The 13,282-nt window shown below is 62.2% G+C and carries 13 protein-coding genes; 4 read left to right on the forward strand and 9 right to left on the reverse strand.

All coding sequences use genetic code 11. The annotated features are described in order from the left end of the window. Positions 1-13 precede the first annotated feature (13 nt). The 3 genes from rpoZ to BLU37_RS08090 form a co-directional block, all read right to left on the reverse strand. Positions 14-277, reverse strand: a complete 264-nt coding sequence (rpoZ, locus tag BLU37_RS08080) for a DNA-directed RNA polymerase subunit omega (protein ID WP_010447888.1) — start codon at positions 275-277, stop codon at positions 14-16. A 167-nt stretch (positions 278-444) separates the two neighbouring features. Continuing rightward, the gene (gene gmk, locus BLU37_RS08085) at positions 445-1,065 is read right to left on the reverse strand and encodes a guanylate kinase (RefSeq protein ID WP_090203851.1); all 621 of its coding nucleotides are present in this window, start codon (positions 1,063-1,065) and stop codon (positions 445-447) included. A 10-nt stretch (positions 1,066-1,075) separates the two neighbouring features. Continuing rightward, entirely contained in the window at positions 1,076-1,939 is an 864-nt protein-coding gene (locus BLU37_RS08090) for a YicC/YloC family endoribonuclease (RefSeq protein WP_029532748.1), read from the reverse strand. A gap of 227 nt (positions 1,940-2,166) precedes the next feature. On the opposite strand from BLU37_RS08090, the gene rph reads away from it, so the two are divergent. Further along, positions 2,167-2,889: a ribonuclease PH gene (gene rph / locus BLU37_RS08095; RefSeq protein WP_010447894.1), complete on the forward strand. Its 723-nt coding sequence runs from the start codon at positions 2,167-2,169 to the stop codon at positions 2,887-2,889. A 58-nt stretch (positions 2,890-2,947) separates the two neighbouring features. Here the strand turns inward: rph and BLU37_RS08100 are convergent, their stop codons facing one another. Beyond that, a complete protein-coding gene (locus tag BLU37_RS08100; RefSeq protein ID WP_010447896.1) occupies positions 2,948-3,727 on the reverse strand; it encodes an exodeoxyribonuclease III in 780 nt (259 codons plus the stop codon). 81 nt (positions 3,728-3,808) lie between these two features. Here BLU37_RS08100 and pyrE point away from each other — a divergent pair, with 81 nt between their 5' ends. Then, a complete protein-coding gene (pyrE, locus tag BLU37_RS08105; RefSeq protein WP_010447897.1) occupies positions 3,809-4,453 on the forward strand; it encodes an orotate phosphoribosyltransferase in 645 nt (214 codons plus the stop codon). Positions 4,454-4,459: 6 nt separating this feature from the next. Further along, entirely contained in the window at positions 4,460-5,041 is a 582-nt protein-coding gene (locus tag BLU37_RS08110; protein WP_090203854.1) for a DUF4124 domain-containing protein, read from the forward strand. 60 nt (positions 5,042-5,101) lie between these two features. Here BLU37_RS08110 and argB read toward each other — a convergent pair whose 3' ends face one another. The 4 genes from argB to coaBC all read right to left on the reverse strand — a co-directional run bounded on the left by argB (position 5,102) and on the right by coaBC (position 10,401). After that, positions 5,102-6,007 (reverse strand): acetylglutamate kinase, encoded by a 906-nt coding sequence (gene argB, locus BLU37_RS08115; RefSeq protein ID WP_010447900.1) that lies wholly within the window; start codon positions 6,005-6,007, stop codon positions 5,102-5,104. A gap of 52 nt (positions 6,008-6,059) precedes the next feature. Beyond that, positions 6,060-8,648 carry a phosphomannomutase/phosphoglucomutase gene (locus BLU37_RS29860; RefSeq protein WP_090203856.1) on the reverse strand — a complete coding sequence of 863 codons (2,589 nt, stop codon included), beginning with the start codon at positions 8,646-8,648 and terminating at the stop codon, positions 6,060-6,062. An 83-nt stretch (positions 8,649-8,731) separates the two neighbouring features. Then, positions 8,732-9,187, reverse strand: coding sequence for a dUTP diphosphatase (gene dut / locus BLU37_RS08125; RefSeq protein ID WP_010447902.1), 456 nt, complete (start codon positions 9,185-9,187; stop codon positions 8,732-8,734). Positions 9,188-9,192: 5 nt separating this feature from the next. Next, on the reverse strand, positions 9,193-10,401 hold the full coding sequence (coaBC, locus tag BLU37_RS08130; RefSeq protein ID WP_010447903.1) for a bifunctional phosphopantothenoylcysteine decarboxylase/phosphopantothenate--cysteine ligase CoaBC: 1,209 nt from the start codon (positions 10,399-10,401) through the stop codon (positions 9,193-9,195). Between the two features lie 134 nt (positions 10,402-10,535). Here coaBC and radC point away from each other — a divergent pair, with 134 nt between their 5' ends. Further along, on the forward strand, positions 10,536-11,210 hold the full coding sequence (radC, locus tag BLU37_RS08135; RefSeq protein ID WP_010447905.1) for a RadC family protein: 675 nt from the start codon (positions 10,536-10,538) through the stop codon (positions 11,208-11,210). 32 nt (positions 11,211-11,242) lie between these two features. Here radC and BLU37_RS08140 read toward each other — a convergent pair whose 3' ends face one another. Then, a complete protein-coding gene (locus BLU37_RS08140) occupies positions 11,243-12,832 on the reverse strand; it encodes an ABC transporter substrate-binding protein (protein WP_090203859.1) in 1,590 nt (529 codons plus the stop codon). Between the last annotated feature and the right edge of the window lie 450 nt (positions 12,833-13,282).

A 13,282-nucleotide genomic window follows, 5' to 3' on the forward strand; every position in this document is an offset into this window, starting at 1 on the left:
ACCAGGCATAGGCTTAGACGGCCTCGTTGGACTCGTCCTCGAACGCCGCGAACAGAGGTTCGTCTTCGACGATCTCCTCGTTGGCGATCATTTCGTAGCTCACCAGGCCTTCAGCGATTTCACGCAGGGCAACGACGGTAGGCTTGTCGTTTTCCCATGCCACTTTCGGCTCTTTACCGCCGGTCGCCAGTTGACGAGCACGCTTGGTGGAGAGCATGACCAGCTCGAAACGGTTATCCACGTGTTCTAGGCAGTCTTCAACGGTTACGCGGGCCATGGTGTTCCTCGTAGCAAATGCGGTAGGCGGGCTGCCCTGATGGGCGAGCGGACTCGACAGTTTAAAAAAACACCAGCGATTAGGGAAGCGCTGATTTTTTCAGCAACCTCTCCAACGCGCTACAAGGTGCAATGTAAAGCCCTTGCCGCGCGTTTGGAAAGTCTTTGTTACGCCAGCAATTGGCTCAGCAAATTGCCGAAACGCTGCTGCTGATGACGTTGTTGTAGTTTTGCGGCGCGAAAAATGGCCTTCAACTCATCAAGAGCTTGTGCAAAATCGTCGTTGATGATTAAAAAATCATATTCAACATAGTGGCTCATTTCGCTGACTGCTTCTTTCATCCGTCCTTCAATTACTTCTTCGCTATCTTGTCCTCGATAGGTCAGTCTTTGTCGCAAGGCCTCTTGGGACGGAGGGAGGATAAAGATGCTATGAGCCTGCGGCATTAGTCGTCGTACTTGCTGAGCGCCTTGCCAATCGATCTCTAAGATCAAGTCGTACCCTGCATCCAGCGTTTTTTGGAGGTGGCTTTGAGACGTACCGTACAGATTGCCGAACACCTCGGCCTGCTCCAGGAAGTCGCCGTGTTCAACCATTCGCACAAACTCGGCACGGTCGACAAAGTGATAGTTCACACCGTTAACTTCGCCTGGGCGCATAGGTCTAGTGGTATGTGAGACCGCAACACGAATTTTTGGCTGTGCCTCAGTAAGCGCTTTAACCAAGCTGGTTTTACCCGCGCCGGAAGGGGCGGAAATAATGTAGAGATTTCCAGTACTCTGGTTCATATAGGTAGCCTTACTCGATATTCTGTACTTGTTCGCGCATCTGCTCGATCAACACCTTGAGGTTGACCGCAGCGGCGGTGCTGCGCGTGTCGAAGGCCTTGGAGCCCAGGGTGTTGGCTTCGCGGTTGAGTTCCTGCATCAGGAAGTCCAGGCGCCGACCGGCGGCTCCTCCGGACTTGAGCACCCGGCGCACTTCGATGATGTGGGTGCTGAGGCGGTCGAGCTCTTCGGCCACGTCGCTTTTCTGGGCGAGCAGGACCATTTCCTGTTCCAGGCGCTGCGGGTCCAGCTCGGCTCGCATGTCGGCAAAGCGGTCGAGGACCTTCTGGCGCTGGGTAGCGAGCATCTGCGGCACCTGTTCGCGCAGGGTCGCGACATCTTCCTCGATCGAGGTCAGGCGCTCGTTGATCAGGCGGGCCAGTTCCGCGCCTTCCCGCTCGCGACCGTGCTTGAGTTCCTTCAGGCCTTCGGCGAACAGGGCCAGGGCCTGGTTGTTCAGGGCTTGCGGGTCGCTCGCGTCGGCTACCAGCACGCCGGGCCATGCCAGCACTTCCAGTGGGTTGAGGGCGGCCGGCTGCTTGATCAGGCTGGCGACGGTTTCGGCGGCGGCGATCAGTTGGGTGGCGCGTTCGCGGTCGATCTGCAACGGCTGGCCGCTGGTTTCCTCGGTGAATCGCAGGGTGCATTCCAGCTTGCCGCGGGACAGCCCCTGGCGCAGGGCTTCGCGCACGGCGCCCTCGAGGTCGCGGAACGACTCCGGCAGGCGCAGGTGCGGTTCCAGGTAGCGGCTGTTGACCGAGCGCAGCTCCCAGCTCAGGGTGCCCCGGGCGCCGGCACTTTCGACACGGGCGAAGGCGGTCATGCTATGGACCATGGAAGTACCTCGCTGTTCGGGCCTGCCAGTGTTGCCGGGCGGGCCTGATGGGTAGATTGACGCTGATGGGCAGCAAAGGCGCAGGATTGTAGCGCAGTGTGGCGAATGCCCCAATGCCGGTGGGCAGAAGGGCACTGATACACAGTCGGATTTATTAGAAGTGCCCAGTGCCGGCCATGACCTCTATAATGCCGGGTAGATTTCCGTCCCAGTACAGGTATTCCCAGATGAAACGTCCAAGTGGTCGCGCCGCCGATCAGCTTCGCTCGATCCGCATTACCCGCAACTACACCAAACACGCCGAGGGGTCTGTGCTGGTTGAGTTTGGTGACACCAAAGTGATCTGCACGGTCAGTGTCGAGAACGGCGTGCCGCGTTTCCTCAAGGGGCAGGGCCAGGGTTGGTTGACCGCCGAATACGGCATGCTGCCGCGGGCGACTGGCGAGCGTACCCAGCGCGAAGCCAGCCGTGGCAAGCAGGGTGGCCGGACCCTGGAAATCCAACGCCTGATCGGCCGTTCGCTGCGTGCCGCGCTGGACATGTCCAAGCTCGGCGACATCACCCTGTATGTCGACTGCGATGTGATCCAGGCCGATGGCGGTACCCGCACTGCGTCGATCACCGGCTCCATGGTGGCGCTGGCCGATGCGTTGAAAGTGATCAAGAAACGCGGTGGCCTCAAGGCCGGCAACCCGCTCAAGCAGATGATCGCCGCCGTGTCGGTGGGCATGTACCAGGGCGAGCCGGTACTGGACCTTGACTACCTGGAAGACTCCGCTGCCGAGACCGACCTCAACGTGGTGATGACCAGCACGGGCGGTTTCATCGAAGTCCAGGGCACCGCCGAAGGCGCGCCGTTCCAGCCCGAAGAGCTGAACGCGATGCTGGAGCTGGCGAAGAAGGGCATGGGCGAGATTTTCGACCTGCAGAACGCAGCCCTGGCTGACTGATCAGTCCAGGCAGATGCAAAAAAGCCGACATGATGTCGGCTTTTTTGTGGCTGTTGGCTCAGATGGTCAGCGTCCAGTCGTAGTCCACGATCAGCGGCGCGTGCTGCGAGAAGCGCGGCTGGCGTGGCAGGCGTGCGCTACGCACGAAACGGCGCAGACCCGGGGTCAGGATCTGGTAGTCGAAACGCCAGCCGAGGTTGAGCATCTCGGCCTGTTCGTTGTCCGGCCACCAACTGTACTGGTCGGCTTCGCGGCTGACTTCACGCAGCGCGTCGACATAACCCATGTTGCCGAGAATCTCGTCCATCCAGGCCCGTTCCGGTGCGAGGAAGCCCGGGGACTGCTGGCTGTCGCGCCAATTCTTGATGTCGAGCTTCTGTTGCGCCACATAGAGTGAGCCACAATAGATGTACTCACGACGTTTGCGCCGCTGTTTATCCAGATAGCGGGCGAAGTCGTCCATAAGCTTGAACTTCTGGTTCAAATCTTCATCGCCGTTCTGCCCGGAAGGAAGCAGCAAGGTCGCGATGCTGACCTTGTCGAAATCGGCTTGCAGGTAGCGCCCGTAGCGGTCCGCTGTCTCGAAACCGAGACCGCTGATGACAGCCTTCGGTTGCAGCCGCGAGTACAGAGCCACGCCACCCTGGGCGGGGACTTCGGCATCGCAGGCATAAAGGAAGTAGCCATCCAGTTGGAAGGCTGGGTCATCCAGTTCAAAGGCGGAGGCGCGGGTGTCCTGCAGGCAGATGACGTCGGCATTCTGGGCTTGCAGCCAACTGAGCAAACCACGCTCGACTGCAGCCTGAATACCATTGACGTTCACACTGATGATCCGCATAAATGGCCCCAAAAATCACGTGCGTGTATGATACCCGAGGTCTACCTAATTAGCTAAATTCGTGGTATTTGGGGTTTTTTCATGCAGGCGTATCAGCGCGATTTCATCCGTTTTGCCATCGATCGCGGGGTTTTGCGCTTCGGTGAGTTCACCCTGAAGTCGGGTCGCACCAGCCCGTATTTCTTCAATGCCGGCCTGTTCAACTCCGGCTCCGCCCTGGCCCAGTTGGGGCGTTTCTATGCGGCGGCGATCGTCGAGAGCGGCATTCCCTTCGACGTCCTGTTCGGCCCCGCCTACAAAGGTATTCCGTTGGCCGCCGCAACCGCCGTGGCCCTGGCCGAACATCACCAGCGCGATCTGCCCTGGTGCTTCAACCGCAAGGAAGCCAAGGCCCACGGCGAAGGCGGCAGCCTGGTCGGCGCGCCACTGACGGGCAACGTGCTGATCATCGACGACGTGATCACCGCCGGTACCGCTATTCGCGAAGTGATGCAGATCATCGAATCCCAGGACGGCGCCAAGGCTGCGGGCGTATTGATCGCGCTGAACCGCCAGGAGCGCGGCAACGGTGACTTGTCGGCGATCCAGGAAGTCGAGCGCGACTTCGGTATCCCGGTGGTGAGCATCGTTTCCCTGAACCAGGTGCTGGAATTCCTCGCTGGCGACGAGCAGCTCAAGCAGCACCTGCCTGCGGTCGAGGCTTACCGCGCACAGTACGGGATCTGACCGCTCTTGCAGCCTGCCTACCTGTGTCTGGCCCTGGCCCTTGTGGCTTCGTTCGTCGTGCAGGCGGACGAGGTGCTGCTCTATCGTTATGTCGATGACAAGGGCGTCACCGTGCTGGACCGCCAGGGTGTGCCGCCGGAGTACGTCGGCAAGGGCTATCAGGTCCTGAACCAGCAGGGCCGTGTGGTGCAGACCGTGGCCCCCGCGCTGACGCCCGAGCAACTGCAGCGCATTCGGGTCGAGAAGGCCCGCGCCGATGCCAACGCCCAATTGTTGCAGCGCTATTCCAGTGTCGACGAGGTCGACAAGGCGCAAGCGCGCAAGCTGGCCGAACTGGATGCGGTGATTGCCAGCACGCAGACCCATCTCCAGGCCTTGCTGGCCCAGCAGGCCGGCCTGCAAGGCCAGGCGGCGGAGCAGGAGCGTGCGGGCCGGGAGGTTTCGCCGGAGCTGTTGGCACAGCTCGGTGGTTTGCGTGACGAGCAGGCGCGCATGAAGGCCGAGATCGCCCGCTATCAGGCGGCGCGGGTCCAGGCCCAGCAGGATTTTGCCGCCGATCGGGCGCGGGTCGAGCAGTTGTTGCGCTGAGCTTACGACGAAAAAAGCCCCGCCCGGTTTCCCGGTGCGGGGCTTTTTGATGTGAGTCGATCAGTGGCGCTTGCGGTTGCTGATCAGGGTGCCCATGCCGGTGTCGGTGAAGATCTCCAGCAGGACCGCATTCGGTACCCGGCCGTCGATGATCAACGAGCTGCCCACGCCGCCCTGAACCGCTTCCAGCGCGCACTGGATCTTCGGCAGCATGCCGCCGTAGATGGTGCCGTCGGCAATCAGTCCGTTGACCTGGTCGGTGCTCAGGCCGGTCAGGACCTTGCCTTCCTTGTCCATCAGGCCGGCGATGTTGGTCAGCAGCATCAGCTTCTCGGCCTTCAGCGCCTCGGCGATCTTGCCGGCCACCAGGTCGGCGTTGATGTTGTAGGACTCACCGTTGGCACCGACGCCGATCGGCGCGATCACCGGAATGAAATCGCCCTTGACCAGCAGGTTGAGCAGGTCGGTGTTGATCCCGACCACTTCGCCCACCTGGCCGTAATCGATAATTTCCGGCGCGGTCATCTCGGGCGTCTGGCGGGTCACGGTGAGCTTCTTCGCCCGGATCAGTTCCGCGTCCTTGCCGGTCAGGCCGATGGCGCTGCCGCCGTGGCGGTTGATCAGGTTGACGATGCTCTTGTTCACCTGGCCGCCGAGGACCATTTCCACCACGTCCATGGTCTGCGCATCGGTGACGCGCATCCCGTCGACGAAACGGCTCTCGATGGACAGGCGCTTGAGCAGATCACCGATCTGCGGGCCACCGCCGTGCACGACCACCGGGTTGATGCCCACCGCCTTCATCAGCACGATGTCACGGGCAAAGCCGGTCTTGAGCTCCTCGCTTTCCATAGCGTTGCCGCCGTACTTGATCACCAGCGTCTTGCCGACGTATCGGCGGATGTAAGGCAACGCTTCGGAAAGAACCTTGGCGGTGTTGGCAGCGGCTTCGCGTTCGAGGGTCATTCAGGGCTCCGGTGAAACAGGTGGTCGGGCGGTTTTCTAGGCTGCCCGGATATCAGAACGGTAGTTGGAGATCAGGTGCAACACGTTTGAGCTGGGCGTGGAACACATCCTTGATGCGCTGCAGCTCTTCCTCGGTATCGGCCTCGAAGCGCAGTACCAGCACCGGTGTGGTGTTGGACGCGCGGACCAGGCCCCAGCCTTTGGGGTAGTCGACCCGCACACCATCGATGGTGGTCAGGTTGGCATCGCCCCATTGTGCGTCGTGCAGGGCTTCAATGATGCTGAATTTGCCCTCGTCGGTCACATTAATGTTGATTTCCGGCGTGGAAATATCGTTCGGGAAGGTCGCGAACAGCTCTTCGGCGCTGGATTTCTCCTGACTGAGGATCTCCAGCAGGCGTGCGGCGCTGTAGATGCCGTCGTCGAAACCGAACCAGCGTTCCTTGAAGAAGATATGACCGCTCATCTCGCCAGCGAGCAGGGCGCCGCTCTGCTTCATTTTCTTCTTGATCAACGAGTGACCGGTCTTCCACATGACCGGACGGCCGCCATATTCCTGGATCAGCGGGGTCAGGCGGCGGGTGCATTTGACGTCGAAGATGATATCCGCGCCCGGGTTGCGCGATACCACGTCCTTGGCGAACAGCATCAGCAGGCGGTCGGGGAAGACGATGCTGCCGGTGTTGGTCACCACGCCGACACGGTCGCCGTCGCCATCGAAGGCCAGGCCCAGGTCGGCATGGGTTTCCTTGACCTTGGCAATCAGGTCTTCGAGGTTTTCCGGCTTGCCAGGGTCCGGGTGGTGGTTCGGGAAGTTACCGTCGACCTCGCAGAACAGCGGGATCACTTCACAGCCCAGGGCCTCGATCAGTTGCGGCGCGATCACGCCGGCAGCGCCGTTACCGCAGTCGACCACCACCTTGAGTTTTTTCGCCAGCACGATGTCGCCACGGATCTGCTCGAAGTAGCGATCGAGGATGTCGACTTTCTCGATGCTGCCCTTGCCGCTGCTCAGGTCGTTGGTTTTCAGGCGCGTGTGCAGGGCCTGGATCTGTTCGTTGGCGAGGGTGTCGCCGGCGATGACGATCTTGAAACCGTTGTAGTTCGACGGGTTGTGGCTGCCGGTCAGCATGACGCCGGACTTGCCGGCCAGCACGTTGGCGGCGTAGTACAGGGCGGGGGTCGGTACCAGGCCGACATCGCTGACATGGCAACCACTGTCGTGCAGGCCCTGGATCAATTGCTGGACCAGTTCCGGGCCGGACAGGCGGCCGTCACGGCCTACCGAGACATTGGCTTCGCCCTGGGCCAGGCTCTGGGAGCCGATGGCACGGCCGATCCAGTAGGCGGTTTCGCCGTTCAGGGTTTCGGGGACGGTGCCACGGATGTCGTAGGCGCGGAAGATGCTGTCGGGGAGTGTCGGTGCGGTGCTGTTCATGAGGTGAGGGTGCTCCGTTCTCAGGAAGTCCTGGTTTTCGTCGAGAATGTCGATATCAAGGATGTCGACATCTTGGAATAGCGGATCGATCCAGTCGTCACCTTGAGTGGCGGGTTGGATCGGCTCCGGGGCACTACGGGTCGTCGGGCCTGTATCGATGCCGGTTTGGCTCGTGGTGGCGGCAGGCTGGCTATTGCGTTGGGAGAACCGCGCCAGTTCCTGTGCCAGTCCACTGAGTGCCGGCAGGCTCAAACTGAAGGCTTTGACGGCTTTTCCGCCTGAGAGTTCTTGAAACAGCTGTTCCAGCTGTCGAGCATCGCTGTCCAGGCGGCTTTGCAGGCGGCGGTGGGTCAGCCGGATCGCCAGGGCGGCGCTGCCGAGCAGCAGTACGGCGGCCAGCAGCATGATGCCGTAGGCGCTGAGTGGGTAGCCGAACTGGTAGGCAGGTCCTGGGCTGTATTTCAGCGTCCAGTTGCCGGTAGAAAATGGATAGACGTCGGTCGAGGCGGCAGTCCCGCGTTGATCGAGCACCTGCTCCGGGCTGCCGAGAATGCTTTGGGTCAGTTGTAACGAGCCGGCACTCTCGGGCCAGTTGGTCAGGGTCTGGAGTAGTTGCTGCAGGTCGAAGACCATCAGCAGGGTGCCGGCCACCGGCGCGTCGGGCGTCTCGTGCAGCGGTGCAACGCTGTAGATCAGCCAGCGCGGGCCGATCTTGTAGGCTTCCGGTGCGGGTTTGACGCCACGCTCGGCACGGCGGATCAGGTCCAGGGCCGAGAAATTGAGCGGTGCCGCCCGATCGGTGAGCGGTTGGGCGGCGTCACGCAGGTTCAGTTGCGCATCCACCAGGCCGGGCAGATAGCGCAGGCCGTTTTCCGCCATTTTCACGGCATTGCTGTCCGGGCTCTGCAGGGCCTTGAGAAGGGCCGGATTGAGCGCGGCGGCGTCGGTCTCGGCGGTCAGGTTGGTAATGGCCTGGAACAGTTTCGAGGCGGTCGTGGTCGCGGCTGCTTGCGCCATTTGCGAGCGAAAGAGCTGGTTCCAGGGCGCCAGCACGCCGAACCAGAGCAGGGCTGCCGCCAGGAGCAGGCCGCCGAGCGCAATTTTCAGGCCCGGCAGCAACGGGTTGGCGGTTTCGCTCGCAGACGTCTGGTCATGGTGCTCGGCGCTGTTGGCCGTCTTTGCACTGCGCTTGATGCCTTTCAAATAGCGCCTCCGCAATACTCATCCTGAAATGCAGCGCGAATGGTCCTGGCCGGATCTTCGGACCCGGCCAGGATCAGCGTAGGTCAATGGCTGCCCGAATGCCCAAAACCGCCTGCGCCGCGTTGGGTTTCGTCAAATTCCTGGACCATTTCGAAGTGTGCCTGCACCACGGGCACCAGTACCAGCTGGGCAATACGCTCGCCGACGGCGATGTTGAACGCGCTCTGACCACGGTTCCAGCAGGAGACCATCAGTTCGCCCTGATAGTCGGAGTCGATCAGGCCCACCAGGTTGCCCAGGACGATGCCGTGTTTGTGGCCAAGGCCCGAGCGCGGCAGGATCAGCGCGGCCAGGCCGGGATCGCCGATATAGACCGACAGGCCGGTGGGGATCAGCAAGGTCTGGCCCGGTTCCAGTACGGTGTCCTGCTGGAGCATGGCACGCAGGTCGAGGCCGGCGGAGCCGGGGGTGGCGTACTGTGGCAGCGGGAATTCGCTACCGATGCGTGGGTCGAGGATCTTGGCTTGCAAAGCGTGCATGGGGATTAAACCTGGTTCAGTCGTGAAGCGATGAAAGAGATCAGCTGGCGGGCGATCTTGCCCTTGCTGGTCTGGGTGAAGACGGTGGCCTGCAGGTCGCGGTCGATGACGCTGCAGGCGTTTTCCTCGCTGTTGAAGCCAATGCTGGGGTTGGCCACGTCATTGGCGACGATCAGGTCGAGGTTCTTGTCCTTGAGCTTGCGGGCGGCATAGTCGAGCAGATGCTCGGTCTCGGCGGCGAAACCGACGCTGAAGGGACGGTCGGGGCGCGAAGCGATGGTCGCGAGAATGTCCGGGTTACGGACCATTTGCAGGAGCAGGCCGTCGCCGGTCGTAGGGTCTTTCTTCAGTTTTTGCGGGGCAACGACTTCCGGGCGGTAGTCCGCTACTGCAGCTGAGGCAATGAACAGGTCGCAGGGAATCGCGGCCTCGCAGGCGGCGAGCATGTCGCGGGCGCTGACGATATCGATGCGGGTGACCCGGTCGGGTGTCGGCAGGTGCACAGGGCCGGTGATCAGGGTGACGCGCGCGCCGGCTTCGACGGCGGCCTCGGCCAGGGCGAAGCCCATTTTCCCGGAGCTGTGGTTGGTGATGTAGCGCACCGGATCGATGTTTTCCTGGGTCGGGCCGGCGGTGATCAGCACATGCCTGCCGGTCAGGGCCAGATGCTCGAAGCAGTCGGCGGCGTGCTGGGCCAGGTCAGTGGCTTCGAGCATGCGCCCCAGGCCGACATCGCCGCAGGCCTGGCTGCCTGAAGCCGGGCCGAAGACCTTGAGGCCGCGGCTCTGCAGCAGCTGGGTGTTGGCCTGGGTGGCCGGGTCGCGCCACATGGCCTGGTTCATCGCCGGGGCGATGGCGACCGTGGCATCGGTGGCGAGGACCAGGGTGGTCAGCAGGTCGTCGGCGATACCCTGGGCCAGGCGTGCGATCAGGTCGGCGGTGGCCGGGGCGATCAGTACCAGGTCGGCCCATTTCGCCAGTTCGATATGGCCCATCGCGGCTTCGGCCGCCGGGTCGAGCAGGTCCAGGTGTACCGGGTGCCCGGATAGCGCCTGCATGGTCAGCGGTGTGATGAACTCGCTGCCGCCACGGGTCATGACCACGCGTACTTCGGCACCCTGGTCGAGAAGTCGGCGAACCAGCTCGGCGCTTTTGTAGGCGGCAATGCCGCCGCCGACGCCGAGAACGATGCGTTTCCGATACAGCCGCTGCATAGGCCTGCCTTTTAGTCCAGTGATTGCTACCCCCGAGGACGCCTCCCCAGGCCAGTTCGGGGGTAAAAAAGATGGACTACGATAACACAGCGCCCGCCATGGAACAGCGGGCCTCCAGAGGACAGGGAGGTGTGATGAGTATTCGTGATTGGCCCGCAGCGGAGCGGCCGCGGGAGAAATTGCTGGAGTTGGGGGCGGCCAGCCTCTCCGATGCCGAGTTGCTGGCGATCTTCCTGCGCACGGGTGTCTGTGGCCGCAGCGCAGTGGATCTGGCGCGGCATCTGTTAGGGCAATTCGGCAGTTTGCGTAGTCTGCTGGAGTCGGGGCAGCGGGAATTCAGTCGTGAGTTGGGGCTGGGCCCCGCGAAGTTCGCCCAGTTGCAGGCCGTGCTGGAAATGGCCCGCCGCCATCTGGCCGAGCGCCTGCGGCGCGAATCGGTGCTGGAGAGCCCACGTGCGGTGCGCGATTATCTGAAGGCGATGTTGCGCCATGAGGCCCATGAAGTGTTCGGCTGCCTGTTTCTGGATGCCAAACACCGGGTGCTGGCCTTCGAGGCGCTGTTCAGGGGCACCATCGACAATGCCAGCGTCTATCCACGGCAGGTGGTCAAGCGCGCGCTGGCACACAACGCGGCGGCGCTGATCCTGTGCCACAACCACCCGTCGGGGGTGGCTGAGCCCAGTCAGTCCGATCGGCTGCTGACCGATCGGCTGCGCACCGCGCTGGAGTTGGTCGACGTGCGGGTGCTCGATCATTTCGTGATCGGCGATGGCGAGCCGTTTTCGATGATGGAGCACGGAATGATGTAGGTGCAGCCCCGCCTTCGGGGCTGCACGGCAGGTCAGGGCCTGACGCTGACCTTGGAGAAGTCCTGGCGGCCGAACGGACTCACCTGGTAACCCTGGATATTCTTGCGTAGCAGGGCGAAGGCAGTCGGGTGAGCCAAGGGCAGCCAGAGCGCCTGCTGCTGGATCTGTGCCTGGGCCTGCTGGTAGAGCTTGCTGCGCACGCCCTGTTCGCTGGTGCTCTTGCCGGCGCTGATCAGCTTGTCCAGGTTGGCGTCGCAGTAGCGGGCGAAGTTGGTCCCGGACTTCACGGCGGCGCAGGAGAATTGCGGGGTCAGGAAGTTGTCCGGATCACCATTGTCACCGGCCCAGCCCATGAACAGCAGGTCGTGTTCACCGGCCTTGGCGCGGCGGATCAGTTCGCCCCACTCGATCACGCGGATTTCCGCCTGGATGCCCACTTCGGCGAGGTCGGCCTGCAGCAGTTGCGCGCCCAGGCTCGGGTTGGGATTGAGCAGGCTGCCCGACGGTCGGGTCCAGATGGTGGTCTGGAAGCCGTCCTTGAGCCCGGCCTTGGCCAGCAGCGCCTTGGCCTTCTCCGGGTCGTGGGCATAGCCGGGCAGGTCCGTTGCGTAGCTCCAGGTGTTTGGTGGGTAGGGGCCATCGGCGGCCTCTGCCGTGTCTTCGAAGACCGCCTTGAGGTAGCTGGTCTTGTCGAAGGCCAGGTTGATCGCCTGGCGCACTTCAGGCTTGTCCAGCGGCGGATGCTGGCTGTTGATCGCAAGGAAGGCGGTCATGAACGCGGCGGTCTTTTCCACCTTGAGCGTCGGATCCTTGCTCGCCGCGCCGACGTCCAGGGGTTTGGGGGACAGGGCGATCTGGCATTCGTTGCGCCGCAATTTCTGCAGGCGCACATTGGCGTCGGGCGTGATTGCGAACACCAGAGTGTCCACCGCCGGCTTGCCGGCGAAGTAGTCCGGGTTGGCGCTGTAGCGGATCGAGGCGTCTTTCTGGAAGCGACCGAACACGAACGGACCGGTGCCGATCGGCTGGCTGTTGAGTTTCTCCGGGGTGTTGGCCGCTATCAGCTTGTCGGCGTATTCCGCCGAGTAGATGGAGGCGAAACCCATGCTCAGGGCCGCGAGGAAGGTAGAGTCCGGGTGGTCCAGGGTGAAGCGCACGGTCAGTGGGTCGGTGACCTCGATCCGCTTGATCAGCGCCGGCAATTGCAGCGACTGGGCGTGGGGGAAACCACTCTGGGCAATCTTGTGCCAGGGGTTGGCCGGATCGAGCATGCGCTCGAAACTGAAGCGCACATCGGCCGCGCTCAGCGTACGGGTGGGCTTGAAGTAATCGGTGCGGTGAAACTTCACCCCCGGGCGCAGCTTGAAATCGTAGGTCAGGCCGTCATCGGAGACAGTCCAGCTCTCGGCCAGGCTCGGCACCAGCTTGCCGCTGGCGGCGTCGAAGTCGACCAGGCGGTTCATCAGGACGTCCGCCGAGGCGTTGGTGGTGGTCAGCGAGTTGTACTGCACGACGTCGAAGCCTTCGGGACTGGCCTCGGTGCAGACGCTCAGCGAGGTCGCGGCATGGGCCAGCGAGCCGAAAAACGGGACGAGCAATAGCGGTAGGGCAGCGAAGCGCATGTTCAGTTTCCTTTGCAGGTCGTTGTCCCATCTGCGAGTGCAGTCTGGAAAAACCTCTACCCTAGTGCCCCGGGCGGCAATTGACTATCCCATTTTTACTGGCGGGTCGTGGCTGTCTTACAATCAGCCGCTGTTCTCTGTACGAGATTTCCGGGCTCTTACGGCGTACCAGGGATTTTGTGCGACGAGCGGCATTTGTCCAGCAGGAGCCCGGCATTGGGGTCCCGTACCCAGGTTTTCGGGCGTCAGGCACGGTTTTAATCGCACTTAATGTTGTTGCACCGTAGTCTTTCTGGTATAAAGCAGCGCTCTTTTCTAGGGGCCCGGTTCCTTCGCTTGTAGGTGTAGCCGGTAAGACCCTTAAAGAAACGCGGCGCCTGGCGCCAAATGACTGAGAGATTAAGCGGCCAACCCATGCCGGGTTGGGCATGTGGTTTTAGAGGGCTGAGG

Source organism: Pseudomonas asplenii (assembly GCF_900105475.1).
Classification (GTDB): domain Bacteria; phylum Pseudomonadota; class Gammaproteobacteria; order Pseudomonadales; family Pseudomonadaceae; genus Aquipseudomonas; species Aquipseudomonas asplenii.